Annotated in this window: 21 protein-coding genes and 2 pseudogenes; 18 read left to right on the top strand and 5 right to left on the bottom strand. The window is 64.4% G+C overall.

Going from position 1 to position 20,540, the window contains the following annotated elements; all coding sequences use genetic code 11:
* The coding region (locus I9P22_RS04675) for a recombinase family protein (protein WP_199258209.1) at window positions 1–1,438 on the bottom strand (1,438 nt) is incomplete at its 3' end.
* Window positions 1,439–1,457: 19 nt separating this feature from the next.
* The gene (locus I9P22_RS04680; protein ID WP_120443149.1) at window positions 1,458–1,649 is read right to left on the bottom strand and encodes a hypothetical protein; all 192 of its coding nucleotides are present in this window, start codon (window positions 1,647–1,649) and stop codon (window positions 1,458–1,460) included.
* A 301-nt stretch (window positions 1,650–1,950) separates the two neighbouring features.
* On the opposite strand from I9P22_RS04680, the gene I9P22_RS04685 reads away from it, so the two are divergent.
* The 3 genes from I9P22_RS04685 to I9P22_RS04695 all read left to right on the top strand — a co-directional run bounded on the left by I9P22_RS04685 (window position 1,951) and on the right by I9P22_RS04695 (window position 3,309).
* Window positions 1,951–2,250 carry a type II toxin-antitoxin system TacA family antitoxin gene (locus I9P22_RS04685; RefSeq protein ID WP_199258210.1) on the top strand — a complete coding sequence of 100 codons (300 nt, stop codon included), beginning with the start codon at window positions 1,951–1,953 and terminating at the stop codon, window positions 2,248–2,250.
* 4 nt (window positions 2,251–2,254) lie between these two features.
* The gene (locus I9P22_RS04690) at window positions 2,255–2,764 is read left to right on the top strand and encodes a GNAT family N-acetyltransferase (protein WP_199258211.1); all 510 of its coding nucleotides are present in this window, start codon (window positions 2,255–2,257) and stop codon (window positions 2,762–2,764) included.
* 68 nt (window positions 2,765–2,832) lie between these two features.
* Window positions 2,833–3,309, top strand: coding sequence for a thermonuclease family protein (locus I9P22_RS04695; protein ID WP_199258212.1), 477 nt, complete (start codon window positions 2,833–2,835; stop codon window positions 3,307–3,309).
* A gap of 25 nt (window positions 3,310–3,334) precedes the next feature.
* Here the strand turns inward: I9P22_RS04695 and I9P22_RS04700 are convergent, their stop codons facing one another.
* Both I9P22_RS04700 and I9P22_RS04705 read right to left on the bottom strand, forming a co-directional pair.
* Window positions 3,335–3,721 (bottom strand): hypothetical protein, encoded by a 387-nt coding sequence (locus tag I9P22_RS04700; RefSeq protein ID WP_233253216.1) that lies wholly within the window; start codon window positions 3,719–3,721, stop codon window positions 3,335–3,337.
* Window positions 3,718–4,407, bottom strand: coding sequence for an SOS response-associated peptidase (locus I9P22_RS04705; RefSeq protein ID WP_199258213.1), 690 nt, complete (start codon window positions 4,405–4,407; stop codon window positions 3,718–3,720). The genes I9P22_RS04700 and I9P22_RS04705 overlap by 4 nt, the downstream gene beginning before the upstream one ends.
* A gap of 555 nt (window positions 4,408–4,962) precedes the next feature.
* Here I9P22_RS04705 and I9P22_RS04710 point away from each other — a divergent pair.
* From I9P22_RS04710 to I9P22_RS25130, 6 genes and pseudogenes are all read left to right on the top strand, one after another.
* Window positions 4,963–7,479, top strand: a complete 2,517-nt coding sequence (locus I9P22_RS04710) for a UvrD-helicase domain-containing protein (RefSeq protein WP_233253217.1) — start codon at window positions 4,963–4,965, stop codon at window positions 7,477–7,479.
* A gap of 104 nt (window positions 7,480–7,583) precedes the next feature.
* Window positions 7,584–8,438, top strand: coding sequence for an ImuA family protein (locus tag I9P22_RS04715; RefSeq protein ID WP_233253218.1), 855 nt, complete (start codon window positions 7,584–7,586; stop codon window positions 8,436–8,438).
* On the top strand, window positions 8,353–9,876 hold the full coding sequence (locus tag I9P22_RS04720; protein ID WP_199258215.1) for a Y-family DNA polymerase: 1,524 nt from the start codon (window positions 8,353–8,355) through the stop codon (window positions 9,874–9,876). The genes I9P22_RS04715 and I9P22_RS04720 overlap by 86 nt, the downstream gene beginning before the upstream one ends.
* Window positions 9,873–12,095: pseudogene (locus I9P22_RS04725) on the top strand (error-prone DNA polymerase); the annotation flags it as partial. The gene I9P22_RS04720 and the pseudogene I9P22_RS04725, both read left to right, overlap by 4 nt.
* 86 nt (window positions 12,096–12,181) lie before the next feature.
* A pseudogene (locus tag I9P22_RS25125) lies at window positions 12,182–12,295 on the top strand (helix-hairpin-helix domain-containing protein); the annotation flags it as partial.
* A 159-nt stretch (window positions 12,296–12,454) separates the two neighbouring features.
* A complete protein-coding gene (locus I9P22_RS25130; RefSeq protein ID WP_332909005.1) occupies window positions 12,455–12,949 on the top strand; it encodes an OB-fold nucleic acid binding domain-containing protein in 495 nt (164 codons plus the stop codon).
* Between the two features lie 129 nt (window positions 12,950–13,078).
* Here I9P22_RS25130 and I9P22_RS04730 read toward each other — a convergent pair whose 3' ends face one another.
* The gene (locus I9P22_RS04730; RefSeq protein ID WP_199258216.1) at window positions 13,079–13,507 is read right to left on the bottom strand and encodes a winged helix-turn-helix transcriptional regulator; all 429 of its coding nucleotides are present in this window, start codon (window positions 13,505–13,507) and stop codon (window positions 13,079–13,081) included.
* Window positions 13,508–13,586: 79 nt separating this feature from the next.
* On the opposite strand from I9P22_RS04730, the gene I9P22_RS04735 reads away from it, so the two are divergent.
* The 9 genes from I9P22_RS04735 (at window position 13,587) to I9P22_RS04775 (ending at window position 20,354) form a co-directional block, all read left to right on the top strand.
* Window positions 13,587–14,075 carry an SRPBCC family protein gene (locus I9P22_RS04735; RefSeq protein WP_199258217.1) on the top strand — a complete coding sequence of 163 codons (489 nt, stop codon included), beginning with the start codon at window positions 13,587–13,589 and terminating at the stop codon, window positions 14,073–14,075.
* Window positions 14,076–14,084: 9 nt separating this feature from the next.
* On the top strand, window positions 14,085–14,417 hold the full coding sequence (locus I9P22_RS25030) for a TfoX/Sxy family protein (RefSeq protein WP_199258218.1): 333 nt from the start codon (window positions 14,085–14,087) through the stop codon (window positions 14,415–14,417).
* A gap of 336 nt (window positions 14,418–14,753) precedes the next feature.
* Window positions 14,754–15,713, top strand: a complete 960-nt coding sequence (locus I9P22_RS04745) for an ArdC family protein (protein ID WP_199258219.1) — start codon at window positions 14,754–14,756, stop codon at window positions 15,711–15,713.
* Window positions 15,710–16,114, top strand: coding sequence for a DUF2958 domain-containing protein (locus I9P22_RS04750; RefSeq protein ID WP_199258220.1), 405 nt, complete (start codon window positions 15,710–15,712; stop codon window positions 16,112–16,114). Before I9P22_RS04745 ends, I9P22_RS04750 begins: the two co-directional genes overlap by 4 nt.
* Before the next feature lie 120 nt (window positions 16,115–16,234).
* Entirely contained in the window at window positions 16,235–16,723 is a 489-nt protein-coding gene (radC, locus tag I9P22_RS04755) for a RadC family protein (protein WP_199258221.1), read from the top strand.
* A gap of 118 nt (window positions 16,724–16,841) precedes the next feature.
* Window positions 16,842–18,977 carry a ParB/RepB/Spo0J family partition protein gene (locus I9P22_RS04760; protein WP_199258222.1) on the top strand — a complete coding sequence of 712 codons (2,136 nt, stop codon included), beginning with the start codon at window positions 16,842–16,844 and terminating at the stop codon, window positions 18,975–18,977.
* A 99-nt stretch (window positions 18,978–19,076) separates the two neighbouring features.
* On the top strand, window positions 19,077–19,556 hold the full coding sequence (locus I9P22_RS04765; protein ID WP_137390461.1) for a DUF6878 family protein: 480 nt from the start codon (window positions 19,077–19,079) through the stop codon (window positions 19,554–19,556).
* A gap of 11 nt (window positions 19,557–19,567) precedes the next feature.
* Window positions 19,568–19,987 carry a DUF6915 family protein gene (locus I9P22_RS04770; protein ID WP_233253220.1) on the top strand — a complete coding sequence of 140 codons (420 nt, stop codon included), beginning with the start codon at window positions 19,568–19,570 and terminating at the stop codon, window positions 19,985–19,987.
* A gap of 61 nt (window positions 19,988–20,048) precedes the next feature.
* Complete coding sequence (locus I9P22_RS04775) at window positions 20,049–20,354, top strand: hypothetical protein (protein ID WP_199258223.1); 306 nt, start codon at window positions 20,049–20,051, stop codon at window positions 20,352–20,354.
* Window positions 20,355–20,540 lie beyond the last annotated feature (186 nt).

Consider the following 20,540-nt stretch of genomic DNA (forward strand, 5'->3'; position numbering starts at 1 on the left):
CCTCGTCGTCGTCCTGCAGGGCGTCGTAAAGCTGTTGGACCCGCTTGCGGTATTGCAGTGCCATGCTTGGGTGCAGCAGCGGTGGCGGCTCGTCGGCTTCGGCCAGGAACAGTTCCAGTTCCTTCTTACGCTTCTCCAGCGTCACCATCTTCGCGTTGAGCGCGTCAGCGGCGCCACCCTTCAGAATCAGATTGAGTAGGGTCTCGAGTTCCCGATCGATCTTCGCAATCTCCGCCTCGGCCGACGCGATCTCAGCGCGACCTTCCATGCGCAGCCGGTTCATCTCCTGCGTGAAGACCTCGCAGAAATGGGCGAAGAGCTCCGGATCGACGAGTTTGGTACGCAGCGCGTTCAGCACACGCGCTTCCAACTCGTCGCGGCGGATGTTGACCCGGTTGTCGCAGGTCCCCTTGTTGCGGGCCGTCGCACATCCGATCAGTGTCGCCGAGATCGCGGAATAGCCGCCACCACAGCATGAACATTTGGTCAGTCCCGAGAAGAGATATTTGGGGCGGCGGCGGGTATTGATCCGGGAGAGATCGGCCTCGCCGTTCTCCTTCCGGGCGATCTTGTTCTTCTCCTGTCGCGCCTTCACCGCGTTCCAGAGATCGTCATCGAGGATGCGCAGCTCCGGCGTTTCCTGAATGACCCATTCCTCTTCCGGGTTGGGGCGGGCCTGCCGCTTGCCGGTGTTCGGATCCTTGACGAAGCGCTGGCGGTTCCAGACGATTTTGCCGACATACATCTCGTTGTTGAGGATGCCGTTGCCGCGCTTCGGGTTGCCGTTGATCGTGCTGAATCCCCAGTCGCCGCCTGACGGAGCGGGAATGCCTTCCTTGTTCAGGGCGAAGGCGATGGTCTTGGCCGATTTGCCGGCGGCATAGTCGCGGAAGATGCGGCGCACGACTTCGGCCTGGAATTCGTTGATGGTGCGATCGCCGCGGATCGGCTCGCCGTTCGCATCGAGTTTCTTGACCACATCGTAGCCATAGGCATTGCCGCCACCCGATTTGCCCGCCTCGACGCGGCCGCGCTGGCCGCGGCGGGTCTTGTCGGCGAGATCCTTCAGGAACAGCGCATTCATCGTGCCCTTGAGGCCGACATGCAGGTGCGTCACCTCGCCTTCCGACAGGGTGAACATCTTCACGTCGGCATAGGACATGCGCTTGAAGATGCCGGCGATGTCTTCCTGGTCGCGGGAGAGGCGATCCATCGCCTCGGCGAGGATCAAGTCGAAACGGCCGCCCATAGCGTCGGCCATGAGCGCCTGAATGCCCGGGCGGATCAGCGACGCGCCGGAGATCGCGTGGTCCGAATACTCCTCGACGATATGCCAGCCCTGCTTTTCGGCATGGAGGCGGCACATACGGAACTGGTCGGCGATGGAGGCGTCGCGTTGATTGTCGGAAGAATAGCGGGCGTAGATCGCGACTTTCAAAACAGGGCTCCCATCCGTATCAGGAGGAGCGCTTCCTCCTTTGCCGTGACATCTTCACTTCCTCTGCATAGCACTCCTGCGCCGCCTGCCTCGCCAGGATGCCGACCAGACGCAGAAGGCGAGGGTCGGGATTGCCACGCGGCGTAAACGTCAGCTCCGGCGCGTCCAGCAGCAAGGATTCGAGCAGCGCTTCGCGCTCTCCTCCTGTCATCTTTGCCGGGTTTCCTGGGGCTCGCAAGGTCATAGCTTGCAGCATTTGCCCGGAGGGAAGCATAAGCAACGGAAATTGAAGGCGAATATTCGGCGGCGATTTGTGCGGGCAATCGTGCCATGGCGAGGCCTAGCGTAGCCGGGCGTGCCTTAGCGTAGCAAAATAACCTGTCGGAATCTCTTGCTGGCCTGGTCATTATCCGCCTCGTCGCTCTCCTCGTGAGGTCATTGACTGTTGAGGCAATCTTATCGTATTGTAATTAGCGATACAAGTCGCCATATGCCGACCAAGGAGATTCGCCATGGCCACGACCGCCGAACGCAAGGAATACCCGATCTCGATGCGCCTGCCCGAGGCGGATGTCGCCATGATCGATCGCGCCGCCAGCCTGCGCGGCCGCTCGCGCACCGATTTCGTGCGCGACGCCGCTGTGCGCGCCGCCGAGGAGGTCGTCATGGAGCAGGGGTTGATCCGGATGAGCCCGGAAGGCTTCGCCCAGTTCATGGATGTGCTGGCGCGTCCTGCTGCACCGGTTCCAGAGATGGTCGAAGTCCTGAAGCGCCCCGCGCCTTGGGAGCCCGGGTACGTGGCGAAGCGGTAAGCCCTTGCTCCTTTCGGGTCCCGAACCGCTTACCGCCGCTCACGATGTGTCCGAGTTCTCCTGTGGCAAGCCGACTCTTGACCACTGGCTGAAGACGCGCGCCCTCTCCAATCAGCAGAAGGGCTTCACGGCTGTTCTCGTCGTGCATGAGGCCGGGCGCGTGGTCGGCTACTACGGCCTTGCGCCTACCGGTGTGGTGCCTTCGGTTCTGCCTCGCTCGATCAGGACGGGGCAGCCGCCCAACCCGGTCCCGTGTATGCTGCTCGGCCAACTCGCGACCGACACAGCATGGGCAGGGTTGGGCATTGGCACCGGCCTTGTGAAACATGCCCTCCAACGCTGCGTTCAGGCCGCTTCGCTGATTGGCGGGCGGGCCTTGTTGGTCAATGCCGTCGATGGTGAAGCCGCCGAATTCTGGAGGCGGCGCGGTTTCGAGCCGTCCAAGGATGATCCCCTCGTTATGCTCCGCTCGATCAGCGACATCGCGGCGTCGCTCGGTGAGGCTGGAAGTTGAAAGCTTGGCTGGCCTCCAACCATGGCGATCCACCCCTTCACTCAGATTGCGGTAGGTCAGATCCGCCCATGCAAATTCGTCTTCACCCATCGTCCACATTCCGCTGGCAGATTTTCGTGCTTTCCCTCGCTCTATTTTGGGCGGTCGGCGGCCTGCCGGAACCTGCCAAGGCTCAGCCTCGGCCGCAGCTCGCGAAGTGTGTTCCGGGGCAGGCGCGTACCGCTGACGAATATTGTCTCGTCGACGGTGACACGATCTGGATCGATGGCGAGAAGCTGCGCATGGAGGGCTATGACACCCCGGAACCGCAAACGCACATCTGCGGTGGCGAGGCCGAAGTTGCGCTGGCACACCGAGCCAGTGGCCGGGTGATCGAGCTGCTGAACTCGCATGACTGGACTGTCGAATATGGGAAGCCGGACAACACCGGCACGCGGACGCTCGTGACGATCAGAATCGGCGGGCGCGACATCGGCGACATCCTTATTGCGGAGAGGCTGGCCCGCTCCTGGCCCGATGGCGAAGAATGGTGGTGCAGTCGGTAAGCGCTCCCTGTCCACACGCAATTCGCTATGAGGGCCGTCCCGCAAGCCGCTCGTCGAGGACCGGTTCGTCCCAGTTGCGCGCCACCCCGAGCCACTTGTCGATCACGGCCTGGAACTGCGGCTCGGCGAAACAGGTCTGGAACGTGTAGAGGCGATTGACCACCTGACGCATCAGGTCGCGCATCTCGTCATCGTCGAACCTCGACACAGTTCTCCAGGGAATGCGATTGCCGTCCGCGTCGATGACGAAGACATCGGAATAGTCTCCGGTCTTCGTGACCGGGACCGGCCCGGCATGCAGGTCCTCCAGCATGCTGTTGCGAACGCAGATCATCGCCATCGCCTTGGAGAGCATGGCCGCTAGCTGTTCTTCTTCCTTCCGGCCCATTCCGTCCTCCGGATCCTTGCTCATATACCCGGCAGCATGCCGGTGGCGGCCGTGCTGGCTGGCGTTTCCAGGATCACCAACCGATCATCGGGCAGCGGCCGTTGCAGCGTCTTGGCTTCGTTCCAGTCGGCGGTCAGCCAGGTCTCGACTTCTTCGTGGCTCGTCAGGATGGCGGGCATGGCCTTCGGATGGATCGGCTTCACCACGCCATTGGCCTCGGTGGTCAGGAAGGCGAACAGTTGATGATCGCCCGGACGCGGGGTCCGGTTCGAGCCGCGGGTTCCGCGCCACGGCGTCCAGATTCCCGCGAAGAAGAACAGGGGCTGGGTCTCATCGAGGGCGAACCAGTGCAGCGGTTTGCGCCTGGTGACCGGATCGGGCTTTTGCCCATATTCGGAAAAGGCGGTGGCCGGGACCACGCAGCGTTGCCCGACCCCGAGCCATTTGCGCCAGTGGGGACTGGTCGTGTTGCGGATATTGGTAACGCCGGTGTCCGGCGTATCGCGGGATTTCAGATATTCGATGGGCGTGGGCATACCCCAGGTCAACGAGGCAAGTTCCCGCCCGTCTTCGGTGTTGCGCACCACTGGCGCCGGCCGGTCGGGATAGACGTCGATTGACGGCTCGAGATTGCCGATACTGTCATGGGTGGCGGCCACGAACTCCCGGATCGCCTGCTGGTTGGTCGTAATGCGATACAGGTTGCACATTGCCGCGCCTCTCCTCGTTGCGATTTCATCGACGGTGGCTGGCGTTCGCAGCTGCGCGGTTCCCCGAGCTCTCGTCGGCGCAGTCGAAGACCTTTGCCCGTGCGCGCCGCAGCCGAGTGCAAGACGTGCCGCCGCTACGTGTTTGTGCCATGCCTTGCCAGGCTTGCCCAGTTACATGATGATCGAATGGATACTGTAGTCAGTGACGTTGATTTACTTGCGTACACCTAACGGCAAATCACAAGGATTCAGGCGAGCGGGTTCCGATCGATCGCTTTGTGATCTGGACAGCCGACCTGGCATGCAAAGGCTCTGATGCTTGGACGATCTCGCACATTCCGCCCCAGCCTATGGGCACGCCTTTTCTTGTCGGAGAATTGGAGGTTAATCCTCAACGCCTCGTCTCGGGACCGCATTCGGTTAAGAAGGGCGACAGAGGACGAAATCCAGTGCCTTGAAGTCACTTCTGTTTCGTCGACGAAGGCATTGCTTTGGCACACTGTCGAGATACGGTCGAAGGGTCGCATCGACTCCCTGTCAGGGCTGACTGCCAAGATGGCTCAGACCCTCCGCGACGACTTGCTGGCCTTTGTGAACCAACACCTCGCCGAGCTCATCGATTCCGACAAGGAACACCTGCGGGAGGTCGACAGAAAAGTTCGCGCAATTACGGACAGCAACAGGCAATACCTCGCCCATGCCGATGTCAGCCGGGCGATCGCCAGCGTCCCGGGAACGGCGTCACAGGCCTTGTCGCACCCGCTGTTTGACGCCCTTCTCATCCCGGATTCGCTAAGGGCTTATCTCCCAACCTCGTTCTCCATGCTCTCCGACCCGAGCGTTCGCAGCCGCTACAACGAAAACTTCGTTGTTCACGAAATGCAAAAGTTCGACGGGTTCTTCTCGAACCTGGGCGGTTTCTCGCTTTCCAAAGAGCAGCGAGAGGCCTGCATCCGGCTCGAGGACAACAATTTGCTGGTGGCCTCAGCCGGCTCCGGCAAGTCTGCGACCATGGTGGGTAAAGTCGCCTACGTGCTCGAGAAGGGCCTGTACCACCCGAGCGAAATTCTCGTCCTTGCGTTCAACAAAAGTGCAGCCGATGAGCTGAAAGAGCGGATCGCAAAGCAGCTCAATATCGATGAGGACGCGCTGGAATGCAGGGTGACCACGTTTCACGCGCTCGGCAGGGGGATCATTGAGGAAACTGAGGGAAGACCGCCACAGCTGGCCAACTGGGTCGAACATCCTGCCGGCGAGGCCCGCGTGATCGAAAAAATCATTCGCGAACTGATGGACACGAGCACAGAGTTTCACCGGTTGTGGATCGACCTCCTCTCAATTTTGCCGAAGGCGGATATTCCCGCGGAGGTCTTTGATTCCGAGGCGGACTACAATCGCTACATCGCCGACCGGAACGACAAGGGCGGCGGTATCATCGGAACCCTGGCTCCGGACGTCTACGTCAGGTCGCTGCAGGAGCAGCGGATAGTGAACTGGCTCTGGGTCAATTCGGTCGATTTCGAGTACGAGAAGCAGATCTCGTTCGAGGAAGAGGACGGGAACCGGCGGTTTGTCCAGCCTGATTTCCACTACCCGCTGACCAACACGTTCCATGAGCATTTCGCGATCAACGCGGATGGCTCTTCGCCCTTTGAGAACTACTTGGAGCACACGAGGACCAAGCGGGCCGGATACAAGCGGGAGGAGCTGGACTTCTTCGAAACGACGTCTGCGCAGGCACAAGACGGAACGCTCTTACCGCATCTCGAGGCAGAGCTCGTCAAACGCGACATCTCGCTCGCGAAGAAGAGCGTCGAGGAGATCTTCAAGGCGATCGATCCAGTGGTGATCACGCACTACCAGAAGCTGATCGGCGTGTGCATCAAGCACATTAGAGCCAGCAAGCTGACTCTGGACATGCTCCTCGAGCGGGCAAAATCTCTGCATGACAAACCGCGCGCGCGGCACTTTGCGCGTGCTGTGTGGCTAATCGCCGAAGCCTACGGTCGCAAGCTCGACGAGGCCAAGCGTATCGATTTCGATTCGATGATCGGTGATGCAGTGCAGCTCGTCGAGACGGGGCGATACCAGAGCCCATTCTCGCTGATCCTGATCGATGAGTTTCAGGACATTTCAGATCCGCGGGCCAATCTGATCAAGGCGCTCAAACACCAGAAGCCCTTCACAAAGGTTTTTGCTGTCGGGGACGATTGGCAATCGATCTACCGTTTCGCCGGATCGGACATCACGATCTTCACGCAGTTCGAAGCGAATTTCGGCGCCTGCTGGCAGGGCCGATTGGAGCAAACGTACCGGTGCAACCAGCTGTTAGCTGAAACCGCCGCGCGCTTCGTTCAGCGCAATCCGGAGCAGATCAAGAAGACCGTGCGTTCAACACGCGCTGCCATACCGCGCTCAATCCGCGTTATTCCCGTCAGTGTCGAATGGCGCAAGCCAAGCTTTCCTACGGCGTGCTTCCAGCTGCTTGAGCGCTTGAACGTCTTTCTCGAGGGCATCGCTGGTCAATGGCGACAGGAGCCGGGACAAAAGCTAAAGGTTCTGGTCTTGTGGCGCTACAACAAGTTGGATCCGTTCGGCGGTCAGGCCCCTGGTTTCTCCAGTATCGATGTAGCTGGTTTGTCCTTTCACCGCTCGAAAGGTCTCGAAGCGGACTACACAATCCTGCTGGACGTCAGCGAAGGCGACTACGGCGTTCCAAGCCGGATCGAAGACGACGAATTGCTCAATCTCGTCATCCCTCGGCCTGAAACCTTCGACTATGCGGAGGAACGCCGCCTCTTCTATGTCGCGCTCACCCGTGCCAGCAGGGGGACATTCATCCTGTGCAATGGACGCAAGCCTTCCCGGTACATTCGGGAGCTTTGCGAGATTGCCGGGGACGACGTCCGGTTCGAGACCGTCGACGGAAGGGAACTCGATCAATGTCCCCGCTGTCTGGTCGGGCAGATGGTGGAGCGGCGGGGACGGAACGACACGGTATTCCACGGTTGCACTCAGTTTCCTGAGTGCCGCAACACCCGTCAGGTTGCCGCGGAATCCGTACGGGCCTGACCTGTTTCCTCAAAGCCGGCCGACCGTGGGTTTGGCGGCCGCCGCTCTCCTTCCTAATACTTTACCCCACCTTAGGGCATTGCACCCCGTTGATCACCTCCGGGATGACTGAGATTGACTCTCGACCCACAAGAGAACAAATAAAGAACATAGCAACGGAATCGACCAGTGCAAAGCCCCGGAGACGCCATCCTCATATGCCCAGCCGTGCAGACAGCCCAGCCATTGCCGAACTTCGGGCGCGCATCGCGCGCCTCGAAGGCGATGGCGTGCGTACGCACGAGGTGCTGCCCTTCGGGATTGCGCCGTTGGACCACAAGCTGCCCGGTGGCGGGCTGGCGCTCGGCAACCTCCATGAAGTCGCGGGAGGCGGCAACGGGGCGGTGGATGGGGCGGCTGCGGCCTGTTTCACCGCCGGGATCGCCGCCCGCACCACCGGCCAGGTGCTCTGGTGCGTGGCTTTGCAGGATCTCTTCGCGCCGGGGCTGGAGCAGGCCGGACTGCCGCCCGGCCGGGTGATCTTCGTCGAAGCCGGGGACGACAAGGCCGTTCTGGCCTGTATGGAGGAAGGGCTGCGGCATGGCGGGCTGGGGGCGGTCGTCGGCGACATCGCGCGCCTGCCGATGACCGCCTCGCGGCGGCTGCATCTCGCGGCGAAAGGCTCGGCGACGATCTGCATCGCGCTGCGCCGTTGGCGGCGGCAGGCGGAGGCCAGCGATTTCGGGCAGCCGACGGCGGCGATGACCCGCTGGCGGATCTCGGCGCTGCCGTCCGCGCCCCTTCCGGTTCCCGGTGTCGGGCGGCCGCGCTGGCTGGTCGAGCTGATCCGGGCGCGAGCGGGCGAATGTCTCGATATCGAACTGGAGGCGTGCGATGGCTCGGGTCATCTCCGTCTTCCTGCCGAACTGGCCGACAGACCGGTTGCGGCGGAAGGCGGGCGACGCAGCGCCGCCCGGTGAAGTGCCGCTGGTCGTCGCCGGAAGGGAGAAGAACCGCCGGGTGGTGACGGCGGCCGATCCGGCCGCGCGGGCGCTCGGCCTGCGCGCCGGAATGCCCGTCACCAAGGCCCAGGCGATGGTCCCCGGCCTCCTCATTGAGCCCGCCGACCCAAAAGCCGACCTGGACAGCCTCGAACGTCTCGCGCTCTGGGTGCTGCAACGCTTCAGTCCGATCGTTGCCGTCGATGCGCCGGACGGGATCGTGATCGATGCGACCGGCGCCGACCATCTGCACGGCGGTGAAGCGGCCATGCTGGAGGCGCTGACCGGACGGCTTGTCATGTCCGGCGTCACCGCCAGCGCCGCCATCGCCGATAGCTGGGGCGCGGCCCATGCGCTGGCGCGCTATGCGGCCGATCCGCTGTTTGTCGCCCCTCCCGGCGAAACCGTCCCGGTCCTCGCGCCGCTGCCGCTGCAAGCCCTGCGCCTGCCACCCGCGATCGCGGCGGGGCTATACGATCTCGGCTTTGTCCGCATCGGCGACCTGGTCGGGCAGCCGCGCGCGCCCCTGACGCGGCGCTTCGGGCTGGAGCTCTGCCGGCGTCTCGATCAGGCCCTGGGCGCGGTCGCCGAACCCATCGAACCGATCCGGCCCGAGGAGCTGGTCTCGGTTCGCCGCGTCTTCGCCGAACCGATCGGCGCCGCCGAGACCATCGCGCGCTATATTCGCAAGCTGGTTATGGCGCTCTGCGAAGCGCTCGAAGCGCGGGGCCTCGGCGCGCGCCGTCTCGACCTGCTCTGCCACCGCGTCGACAACCGGATCGAGACGGTGCGCATCGGCCTGGCCATGCCCGTGCGGGATCCCGCGCGCCTGACCCGGTTTCTCTGCGACAAGATCGAGACCATTGCACCGGGCTTCGGCATCGAGATCATGTCGCTGACCGCCACCCTGGCCGAACCGCTGGCCTCGAAACAGGCGGCCAGCAGCCTGATCGACGAGGGCGCGCCGGATCTTTCCGGCCTGATCGACACGCTGGCGAACCGGGTCGGCGCGCGGGCGGTCTATCGCTTCGCGCCGGTGGCGAGCGACGTGCCCGAACGCTCGGTCCGCCGCCTGCCGGCACTTGCCGAGGATACGGGTGCGGGCTGGCCCGACCATTGGCCGCGCCCGTCGCGGCTCCTCGCCCGGCCGGAGCCGATCGAGACCATGGCGCTCCTGCCGGACCATCCGCCGAACTGGTTCTCCTGGAAGGGCGTGCGCCGCCGGGTCCGCCGGGCCGACGGCCCCGAGCGCATCTTTGGGGAATGGTGGAAACGCGATGCCGAGCGACAGGCGGTGCGGGACTATTTCCGGGTCGAGGACGATGCCGGCGAACGCTTCTGGATCTTCCGCTCTGGCGATGGCGAGGATGCCGCCACCGGCTCGCATCGCTGGTTCCTGCACGGGATTTTCGGATGAGCGCGCCCGCCTACGCCGAATTGCAGGTGACGTCGCATTTCTCCTTCCTGCGCGGCGCGTCCTCGGCCGAGGAGCTCTTCGCCACTGCGGCCGCAATGGGGATCGAGGCGCTCGCCGTGACCGACCGCAACACGCTGGCCGGCATCGTGCGCGCCCATGAGGCGGCGAAGGAGGCCGGGGTGCGGCTGATCGTCGGCTGCCGCCTCGATCTTGCCTGCGGCATGTCGGTGCTGGTCTATCCGACCGACCGGGCGGCCTACTCGAGGCTCTGCCGGTTGCTCTCGCTCGGCAAGGGGCGGGCGGGCAAGGCGCGCTGTCACCTCGAATGGAACGATCTCGTCGCCTATGGCGAGGGCTTGATCGCGGTCCTGGCGCCGGACCTTGCCGACGAGACCTGCGGTTTGCGTCTGAGGCGTCTGCGCGATGCCTTTGGCGATCGCGCCTATCTCGCCCTGACGCTGCGGCGGCGGCCCAATGACCAGATGCGCCTCTGGGAGCTGTCGGCGCTCGCCGCGCGTCTCGGCGTGCCCACCGTCGTGACCAATGACGTGCTCTTCCATGAGCCCGGCCGCCGTATCCTGCAGGATGTCGTCACCGCGATCCGGCACAATCTCACCGTCGACGCGCTCGGAACCCGGCGCGAGCGCCATGCCGACCGTTATCTGAAGCCGCCCGCCGAAATGCACCGGCTCTTCGCGCGCTGGCCCGAGGCTTTGGCCCGGACGCGTGAGATCGCGGATCGCTGCCGCTTCTCGCTCGACGAGCTGCGCTATCAATATCCCGAAGAGCGCGACGATCCGGCGCTGAGCCCGCAGGAAACCCTGGCGCGGCTGACCTGGGAGGGCGCGGCGAGCCGCTATCCCGAGGGTGTCCCCGAAGAGGTGACAGCCGCGCTGAAGCATGAGCTGGCCCTGATCGGCAAGCTCGATTACGCGCCCTACTTCCTGACGGTGAACAGCATCGTCCGCTTCGCCCGGTCGCGCGGTATCCTCTGCCAGGGACGCGGATCGGCGGCGAACTCCGCCGTCTGCTATGTGCTCGGCATCACCGCGATCGATCCCGGCCGCAACGATCTTCTCTTCGAGCGCTTCGTCTCCGAGGAGCGCCGCGAGCCGCCCGACATCGACGTGGATTTCGAGCATGAGCGGCGCGAGGAAGTGATCCAGTGGGTCTATGAGCATTACGGCCGCGAGCGCGCCGCGCTGACCGCGACCGTCATCCGCTATCGCTCCAAGGGCGCCCTGCGGGACGTCGGCAAGGCCCTGGGGCTTCCCGAAGACCTGATCCAGACGCTGTCCGGCCAGCTGTGGGGCTGGTCCGAGGCCGGTGTGACCGAGCAGCAGCTCCGCGATCTCAACCTCAACCCGGAGGATCGCCGGTTGCGCCTGACGCTCGAACTGGCGGCCCAGCTTCGCGGCGCCCCCCGGCATCTGTCGCAGCATCCAGGCGGCTTCGTCCTGACCCATGACCGGCTCGACGATCTCGTCCCCATCGAGCCCGCGGCGATGGAGGGGCGTCAGATCATCGAATGGGACAAGGACGATATCGACGCGCTGCGTTTCATGAAGGTCGATGTCCTGGCGCTCGGCATGCTGAGCTGCATGCGCCGGGGGCTAGACCTGCTGGCCGAGCACAAGGATATCCGACTCGATCTGGCGTCGATTCCGGCCGAGGATCCGCGCACCTATGCGATGATCCGCAAGGCCGACACGCTCGGCACCTTCCAGATCGAGAGCCGGGCGCAGATGTCGATGCTGCCGCGCCTGAAGCCCCGGACCTATTACGACCTAGTGGTGCAGGTCGCGATCGTGCGGCCGGGGCCGATCCAGGGCGATATGGTTCATCCCTATCTGCGCCGGCGCGAGGGCCTGGAAGAGGTCGACTATCCCCGGCCCGAGCTGGAGAAGGTGCTGGGCAAGACGCTCGGCGTGCCGCTGTTCCAGGAACAGGCCATGCGCGTCGCCATCGAATGCGCGGGCTTCACCGCAGGCGAGGCCGATCTCCTGCGCAAGAGCATGGCGACCTTCAAGCATACCGGAGGGGTCTCGAAGTTCCGCGACCGGCTGATCTCGGGGATGATCGCGCGCGGCTATGAGGAGGAGTTCGCGGCGCGGACCTTCCAGCAGCTCGAAGGGTTCGGCTCCTATGGTTTTCCCGAAAGCCACGCGGCGAGCTTCGCGCTGATCGCCTATGCCTCGGCCTGGCTCAAATGCTGGCACCCGGATGTCTTCTGCGCCGCGCTCCTCAACGCCCAGCCCATGGGCTTTTATGCGCCGGACGTCTCGCGGTCCGTCTTGGACTGCGAATGGTCAAGGGCCTCGCCAATGCCCATGCCGCCGCCATCGTGGCGGCGCGGGGCGATGAGACGTTCACCTCGGTCAAAGATCTCTGGCGGCGGGCCGGCGTTCCCGTCGCGGCGCTCGATCAGATCGCGGCGGCCGACGGATTCCGCCCAGCCTTCGGCCTCGCCCGGCGCGAGGCGCAATGGGCCATCAAGGGGCTGCGCGACGAGGAACTGCCGCTTTTCGCCGCCGCCTCGGAGCGCGAGGGCCGGACCGTTCCGGAACTCGACGAGCCGGTGATTGCGCTCAGAGCGATGCCTGCCGGTCGCGAGGTGGTCGAGGATTATGGGCATATCGGCCTGTCGCTGCGCCGCCATCCGGTGTCCTTTTTGCGCGAGGACCTGGCGAGGCGCCGGATCGTCAGCTGCGCCGAGGCGATGGCGGCCCGTGATCAGCGCTGGCTCGAGGCGGCGGGGATCGTGCTGGTGCGCCAACGCCCCGGTTCCGCAAACGGCGTCATGTTCATCACGCTCGAGGACGAGACCGGCATCGCCAATCTCGTGGTCTGGCAGAAGATCTTCGAGCGCTATCGGCGGGTCATTCTCTCATCGAGCATGATTGCTGTGCGGGGCCGCGTTCAGCGCGAGGGCGAGGTCGTGCATCTCGTCGCCCATCGGATCGTCGATCTGTCGCGGGATCTGGCGAGCGTCGGACAGCGCGAGATGGCGCCGGCCGGGCAGCAGGGGCCGGAGGGCGGCGGCATCAGGGTGAAGGCGCGGGATTTCCGGTAGAGGGCAGGTTCTGATCGAGAGTTCGGGACCGGTGGAAAAGACCCTTGCCAGATGTGTCGGTGATCGCACCTCTCGACTGACACGATCATCCCAGCAGCGGCAGCTTTGAGCCCAAAGTGCTGAATTTCCTCAGCGCGGCCAATGTCCGGTCTTGCGGATTTCCAGAATGTCTTCGTGCGCTCCAGTCGCGCCCCAGCGAACGATTTCCGACAGGATCGGCAGAAGGGCCCTGCCGCGCGGGGCGAGCGAATACTCTACCTTCTTCGGCACGACCAGAAATTCCTGGCGATGCAGCAGCCCGAGTTCAGTCATGTCCTTCAACTCGCGGCTTAGGATACGCGGAGTTATTGGCTTGCCTAAACCACCCTTCACCAACGACCGACCAATCTCGCCGAAACGAAGCGGACCGCGATGCAGGACGCAGAGGATGTGCAGCTTGTAACGGCCGCCGACAATCTTTCCGAACGCGATGGCCGGGCAAAGCGTGATATGGCTCATATCGAGGCCCGTCAGTAAGGAGACCCCTGGCCCATGATCGGTGTCGTTATCCAGCGCCATCATACTATCGTTTTTGTCCGTATTTACGAAATCGTACTACCCCGATAGCCTGTGATCAATGGTGAAAGGGAGACCATAGATGACAGATGAAACATCACTGGGGCACGATGGCAAGGTAACGGCGACGACGGACCCGAAATCGGGGGATGTTGAGGCTTCGTCGGTTTTCAACACTTCACCGGAACGCCTGTTCCGGGCACTGACCACGAAAGAAATCTGCAACTGGTGGGTCCGGCCAGGCGTGTTCAACACCGAAGAGTGGAGCGGCGATGTCCGCGAAGGCGGTCGCTGGGCAGCAGCCGGTGTCGGTGGCGGCCAGCCCTATCAGCTTGAAGGCGAGTTCATCACCGTAGATGAACCGCGCAAGCTTATCCACACATGGAAGCCTGTGGGGGCGCCAATCGAGCCCGCAACGTTGACCTATGACATCGAGCCACACCCGGAAGGTGTGCGCCTGACGCTGCGCCACGCGAACCTACCAAACGCGGAGATTCGCGAGAAGACACGCGCGGGCTGGGAAACGAGCCTTGTCAGGCTGCGGGAAATTGTCTCCGCCGAAAAGGGTTAAATTGCTCTCATGGCCTATGATGAGGCCCTAGCCGCCCGCGTTCGCAACGTCTTGCCGGAGACGGGCGATCTGCGGGAACGGAAGATGATGGGTGCGCTGTGTTTCATGATTGGGGGCCACATGTGCTGCGGTGTCACTGGGGACGCGTTGATGGTGAGAGTTGGGCACGATGGATACGATGCGGCCTTGGACGAACACCACGTACGCCCAATGGAAATGTCCGGCGGGCGCAAGCCGCGCGGGTTTGTCCTCGTTGGTCCGGCAGGCGTGGAGACCGAAGATGAGTTGATACAGTGGATCGCGCGGGGTCGTAGATTTGTTTCCACTCTGTCAGCAAAGTGAGAAACTCACCAGTCTGGACCTCCGAGAAACGAACAAGCGGTCATTTGCGCAGTCGCAGCCGACGGCAGCAGGGGTACGCGCAGCCGACATTCCAAGTGTTCAACGCTCTAGTGACCCGATCAGCAAGGCTGCTCACCACCAGGGTGCGACATATCTGATACGGGGTTGCCTGGAGGGGGAAGGCCTTCCCCCTGGCCGGTACTATCGTTGCCGGCACACCCCCATCTGCGGGGAGACCCCGCAACGCCCCCTGAGAGGGAGAGTGCGGACGGGTTTTCCGTGACGGGTTGAGGGCCGGAGGAGTGGCCTCCGGCGCCCGTCGCGGAGATCAAACCGATGGCCAGACAGGACCGCGCCCGCCAAGACGGCGCCCGCAGCAATCTCTATGACGACATCACCGACAAGATCATCGCCGAGCTGGAGGAAGGGCGGCTGCCCTGGGTCCAGCCCTGGGGGACGGCGGCGGCGAAGGCGCCGCTCGCCATGCCGAGAAACGCCGCGACCGCGCGGCAATATTCCGGGATCAATGTCCTCTTCCTCTGGGGCGCCGTGGTCCAGCACGGCTATCCGACCCAGCATTGGCTCACCTTCCGGCAAGCGCTCTCGCTGGGCGGAAATGTCCGCAAGGGCGAGCGCGGCACCACCGTCGTCTATGCCGACCGCTTCACGCCGGAAGACGAGAAGCGCCGCGCTCGGGAGTCGGGTGAAGAAGCCAGCAGCATTCCGTTCCTGAAGCGTTTCACCGTATTCAACGCGGCGCAATGCGAGGGCTTGCCCGAGGACATCGCGATCGAGGCCCCACCACCGCCGCCCGGCATGATCGAGCCGAGGGTCGAGGCGCTGATCGAGGCGACCGGCATCGATTTCCGCATCGGCGGGGATCGCGCCTTCTATGTTCCCGCGCTCGACTACGTCCAGGTGCCGCCGCCGGCCGCCTATTTCGAGCCGATCAACTGGCACAGGACGGCGCTCCACGAGATGGGTCACGCCACAGGTCATGCCTCGCGCCTGGGGCGGGATTTCTCGGGCAGCTTCGGCACGAAGAAGTATGCCTTCGAGGAGCTGGTCGCGGAGATGAACGCGGCCTTCTGCTGCGCCTCGCTCGGCATCGTGCCAACGGTGCGCCATGCCGACTACATCGGCTCCTGGCTGGAGGTGCTGCGCGAGGACAACCGTGCCATCGTCCGCGCCGCCTCGCAGGCCAGTAAGGCGGCCGACTGGCTGCTGGCGCATCTGCCCGACGAGGAGAGCGTCAAACCGGATGCGAACTCGACCGAGCGGAGGGTGGCGGCATGATCCTCATGACCCGTACACAGCGCGCGCAGCTCCTCGCCAATGGCCGGCAGCGCGGAGCCGATCACGTCCCCGTCGTGAAATTCTTCAATCCCTTCGGCGAGGGCGTCTGGCTCGCGACCGAGCTGGATGAGGACGGCGATGTGATGTTCGGCCTGGCCGATATCGGCTGTCCCGAACTCGGAAGCTGGAGCTTCAGCGAGCTCGAATCGATCCGGCTGCCCTTTGGGATGGGGATCGAGCGCGACCTGCTCTTCATCGGCGATTTCCCGATTTCGGTCTGGGCCGAGGCTGCGCGGACTACCGGCAGCATCCGCGCGGCCGAGCGCAGTCTCTACGCCCGCGCTCGCGACGATGCCGGATCGACCCTGAAAGCCGCCGATACGGAACCCCGGAAAGCCTGATTTCCGGCTCTCCGGCTTTGCGATCCCGCGCCGCTCTCTCCGAGGCAGAGGGCGGCGCTTTTCGCCGTGACGCGGTGAAAGTCCCGGCGCCTGGCCGGCTGCCCGTCGGGAGACCTGAACATGACCCGACATCAGAAGACATTTGGTGTGGAGCCGCAGTCCGCACCGCTTTCGGCCCAGGAGCAGGCTGTCGTGTATGAAGCCCGCCAGATCCTGCTGCGCCACCTCAACCAGAACCCGGTTCTGTCCTCCTGGCAGGCGGTGCTGGACTATTGCGCCCTCACCATCCGCGGCGAGGTGGAGCGCTTCCATGTCCTCTATCTCGACCGCAAGAATCGGCTGATCTCGGACGAATGCCTCGCCATCGGCACGATCGATCATGTCCCGGTCTATCCGCGCGAGGTGCTGCGGCGCAGCCTGGCGCTCAACGCCTCCGCGCTGATCATCGTCCACAATCACCCGGCCGGCGATCCCGAGCCCTCGGCCGCCGATCTCGCGATGACGAGGGAGACCCAGAAAGCCTGCGCGGCTCTGGGTTTGACGCTGCATGACCACATCATCACCGGCGCCGGCCGGGAGACCAGCCTGCGCGCCCGAGGCGAGATCTGACGGTCAAGGGGAATTGCGCCGGCACGGGGCCGGGAGAGTGAAAGGAGGGATGGGGAGTTCGCGACGGGCTGGTTGCCGGAGAGAGAGGCTCCCCGGCGTCCGTCATGGAGTGAAGAACATGGGTACTGCCGTTCAGAAGATCACCCTGTCGTCCTCGCGCGACATCCCCTTCAACAAGCTCGTGCTCTCCCAGTCGAACGTCAGGCGCGTGAAGGCCGGCGTCTCGGTCGAAGAACTGGCCGAGTCCATCGTCCGGCGCGGCCTGATCCAGTCGCTGCATGTCCGGCCGGTGGTCGATGCCGAGGGCAAGGAGACCGGCATGTTCGAGGTGCCCGCCGGCGGCCGCCGCTACCGGGCGCTGGAACTGCTGGTGAAGCAGAAGCGCCTCAACAAGACCGCCCCGGTGCCCTGTGTCGTGTCGGAGGCCGGCGCCGACATCCTGATCGACGAGGTGTCGCTCGCCGAGAATGTCGAGCGCGCGCCGCTGCATCCGCTCGACCAGTTCCGCGCCTTCCAGGCGATGGGCGAGAAGGGCATGACCGAGGAGGAAATCGCGGCGGCCTTCTTCGTCGACGTCAAGATCGTGAAACAGCGCCTGCGCCTGGCCTCGGTCTCTCCCGCGCTGCTCGACATCTATGCCGAGGACGGCATGACCCTCGAACAGCTCATGGCCTTCACCATCTCGGAGGACCATGCGCGCCAGGAGCAGGTCTGGGAGGCGATCAAGGACGGCTGGCAGAAGGAACCCTATTACATCCGCCGCCTGATGACCGAGACCACGGTCAGGGCATCGGACAAGCGGGCGGCATTCGTCGGCATCGCGGCCTATGAAGATGCGGGCGGCTACGTCTTGCGCGATCTCTTCCAGTCCGACGATGGCGGCTGGCTTCAGGACGCCGTCCTGCTCGACCGTCTCGTCAGCGAGAAGCTCAAGGCCGAGGCCGAGACCGTCGCCGCCGAGGGCTGGAAATGGATCGAGATCGCCGTGACCTTTCCCTATGGTCATGAACACGGATTGCGGGAACTCGTCGGCGCCACGGTCGACCTGACCGAGGAGGAACGCGCGACCCGCGAAGCGCTGCGCGACGAATACGACCGGCTCGAGGCCGAATATGCCGAGGCGGACGAGCTTCCCGACGAGGTCGACCAGCGCCTCGGTGAGATCGAAGAGGCGCTGGAGGCCTACGGTCGCCGTCCCATGACCTATGCGCCCGAGCAGATGGCCCGGGCCGGCGCCTTCGTCAGCATCGACTCCGATGGAACGCTGCTGGTCGAGCGTGGCTATGTCCGGCCCGAGGATGGGGGGACGGTCGAGCCCGAGGGCGACGATGGCGCTGACGATGCGGGCACGGCGACCGAGGGCGATCAGCCGGCTGGCGTCCAGCGCGCCGTGATGACGGCTGGCGGATCCACCGAGGCAGACGAGGAGGAGGATGAGGTCGAGACGATCCGGCCGCTTCCCGACCGCCTGGTCAGCGAACTGACTGCGCATCGTACACTGGCGCTCCGAGATGCCGTGGCGACGAAGCCCCATGTCGCCATGACCGCGCTTTTGCACCGGCTGGTCACGGACACATTCCTCCCGCATTCGACGCGGGGCTGCATCGAGGCCCAGGTCCGCGAGGTGCATTTCCCGGCGCAGGCCGAGGATCTGCGCGACAGCGCCTCGGCGCGGGCGGTAGCCGAACGGCACGAACGCTGGGGCGATCATATCCCCGCAGATGACGCGGCGCTCTGGGACTGGCTGGCCGATCTCGACGAGGACTCCCGCATGGAGCTTCTCGCCCATTGCGTGAGCTTTGGCGTCAACGCGCTCTACGAGAAGCCGAACCCCTATGGCGGCATGGGAGTCAGCCAGCACGGCCTTGACGTGCGGCTGGCGCAGGCCGACCGGCTGGCGCGAGCAACCGGACTCGACATGGTGGCGGTGGGCTGGCGGCCGACGGTCGCGAACTATCTGGGCCGCGTGACCAAGCCGCGCATTCTCGAAGCTGTGCGCGAGGGGGCGGGCGAACGGGCGGCCGAGCTTATCGACCACCTGAAGAAGGGCGACATGGCGAAGGAGGCTGAGCGACTGCTCGCGGAAACCGGTTGGCTGCCCGAGCCGCTGCGCATGATCGACCCCGGCGCGGAGACCGACGCTATCGCCTCCGCCGATGTCGAGGCCGACGAACTGCCAGAGTTCCTGGCAGGCGATAGCGAGGATGAAGACCTCGCCGAGGAGGAGGAGCAGCACATGGTCGCCGCTGAATGACCTCCGCATGCGGGGCGGCTCCGGCCGCCCCGCATCTTCCCTCTCGATTCTCCATCCGCCCGGCCACCGCGCCCGGCGCTTTTTCTTCAGGAGCTACCGATGACCGACGATACCGAAGCCGCGCCTGACACCAGCTCGGCGCTCGCCGAGTGGAGGACGCTGGATGCCCTTCGTGCCCAGCTCGAGGCCGAACTGTTCAACCTCAACAAGGGCGTGCTGCTCGATGCCCTCGCATCCGCGGGCGTCACGCATGTCGTCGTGACCTTCGACGGCTATGGCGATTCCGGTCAGATCGAGAATGTCGAGGTCCGGTCTGGCGACGATGCCATCCCGATGCCCGAGGGCACGATCGAGATCGCGCAAGCCGTCTGGGGCCAATCCGAGCCGGACCGATCCATCATCGCGATAGCGACGGCCATCGAAAGCCTGGCCTATGACGTGCTGGAGCGGACGCATTGCGGCTGGGAAAACTCCGACGGCGCCTATGGCGACATCACCTTCGATGTGGCGGCGCATGCGATCACGCTCGACTACAACGAGCGCTACACCGCCACCGAAAACTTCACGCATCAGTTCTGAGGGAGGCGGCAATGGGACATTGTTATCATCACGCGCTGTCCTCGGCGCGAAAATGGGGCGGCACCGCGGAGGACTATCTGCCGCTGCATCAGTGGTTCGATGAATCGAAGGAGATCATCGCCGACTTCCGGCACCGGGCGTTGCGCCATCACGCCCAGGGCATATTCGAGCTGGAGCGGGTTTTCGGGCCGACCATCACCGTTTCGACCGGCCGCGTCGTCCCCGTCCGATTGGTCGGCGAACAGCATGTGCTGGAGGATCTCGGCTTCATTCCGAGCTTTGCCGATTGGGTGCGTTCGATCCGGCCCCAGCCCTGGATGGGCCGCGCCCAGCCGATTCACAAGCTGGTCGACCCCTTCGCCGCTGCGGCCGACGGTGAGCCGGACGCCGGCGGTCCACCGCATCCGGGCTCCGGCCCAGGGGCAGCCTGACCACGACCATCCCCCACGATCCGCCCGGTCCTTGTGATCGGGCTTTGCATTGGAGAGCCCAATGACCGGTTTGATCGATATCGACGAGATCTTCCACGAGGACCGCGACAATCCCCCAGCCGAGCGCTCGCTGCCCTGGGAGGAGACGCGCGACGGCGTCACCGTGGTGGTGGAGCCCAAGCCCCATTGGGCCGAGGACATGCGAGCGTTCCGCCTCGATGCCCGCGAATATTGCCGCTACGCCGACTGGACAGCGCATGGCGCCAGGGCGCGGTTTTTCGGCCATGTCGACACGTCGGGTGACGAGGTGATGATGAAGGCCCGCGCCATGATCGCGCGCGAAATCGCCGATGGGCTCTGGGACTGAGCGGCAAGGCCGGTTCCGCCCCCATGTGGCGCCGCCGGTTATCGCTTTGCCGCCAGTGATGGACCGGGCTCCAGCTTCGCCATTAGCCATCGATGTCATGGGCGACGGTTGCCGTCCGGCCCCGTACGAACACGAATTTTCGGCCAGCGCGCCAGCAAGGCGGGCTGGGCGAGGCATCTGCGAAGG

This window comes from Paracoccus binzhouensis (assembly GCF_016446475.1).
In the GTDB taxonomy this organism is placed as follows: domain Bacteria; phylum Pseudomonadota; class Alphaproteobacteria; order Rhodobacterales; family Rhodobacteraceae; genus Paracoccus; species Paracoccus binzhouensis.

Coding starts and splice junctions, on each gene's coding strand:
- I9P22_RS04680 (WP_120443149.1), bottom strand. CDS start 1,649: ATGACAGGAGGAGAGCGCGAAGCGCTGCTCGAATCCTTGCTGCTGGAC.
- I9P22_RS04685 (WP_199258210.1), top strand. CDS start 1,951: ATGGCCACGACCGCCGAACGCAAGGAATACCCGATCTCGATGCGCCTG.
- I9P22_RS04695 (WP_199258212.1), top strand. CDS start 2,833: ATGCAAATTCGTCTTCACCCATCGTCCACATTCCGCTGGCAGATTTTC.
- I9P22_RS04700 (WP_233253216.1), bottom strand. CDS start 3,721: ATGAGCAAGGATCCGGAGGACGGAATGGGCCGGAAGGAAGAAGAACAG.
- I9P22_RS04705 (WP_199258213.1), bottom strand. CDS start 4,407: ATGTGCAACCTGTATCGCATTACGACCAACCAGCAGGCGATCCGGGAG.
- I9P22_RS04710 (WP_233253217.1), top strand. CDS start 4,963: ATGGCTCAGACCCTCCGCGACGACTTGCTGGCCTTTGTGAACCAACAC.
- I9P22_RS04715 (WP_233253218.1), top strand. CDS start 7,584: ATGACTGAGATTGACTCTCGACCCACAAGAGAACAAATAAAGAACATA.
- I9P22_RS04720 (WP_199258215.1), top strand. CDS start 8,353: ATGGCTCGGGTCATCTCCGTCTTCCTGCCGAACTGGCCGACAGACCGG.
- I9P22_RS04730 (WP_199258216.1), bottom strand. CDS start 13,507: ATGGCGCTGGATAACGACACCGATCATGGGCCAGGGGTCTCCTTACTG.
- I9P22_RS04735 (WP_199258217.1), top strand. CDS start 13,587: ATGACAGATGAAACATCACTGGGGCACGATGGCAAGGTAACGGCGACG.
- I9P22_RS25030 (WP_199258218.1), top strand. CDS start 14,085: ATGGCCTATGATGAGGCCCTAGCCGCCCGCGTTCGCAACGTCTTGCCG.
- I9P22_RS04745 (WP_199258219.1), top strand. CDS start 14,754: ATGGCCAGACAGGACCGCGCCCGCCAAGACGGCGCCCGCAGCAATCTC.
- I9P22_RS04750 (WP_199258220.1), top strand. CDS start 15,710: ATGATCCTCATGACCCGTACACAGCGCGCGCAGCTCCTCGCCAATGGC.
- radC (WP_199258221.1), top strand. CDS start 16,235: ATGACCCGACATCAGAAGACATTTGGTGTGGAGCCGCAGTCCGCACCG.
- I9P22_RS04760 (WP_199258222.1), top strand. CDS start 16,842: ATGGGTACTGCCGTTCAGAAGATCACCCTGTCGTCCTCGCGCGACATC.
- I9P22_RS04765 (WP_137390461.1), top strand. CDS start 19,077: ATGACCGACGATACCGAAGCCGCGCCTGACACCAGCTCGGCGCTCGCC.
- I9P22_RS04770 (WP_233253220.1), top strand. CDS start 19,568: ATGGGACATTGTTATCATCACGCGCTGTCCTCGGCGCGAAAATGGGGC.
- I9P22_RS04775 (WP_199258223.1), top strand. CDS start 20,049: ATGACCGGTTTGATCGATATCGACGAGATCTTCCACGAGGACCGCGAC.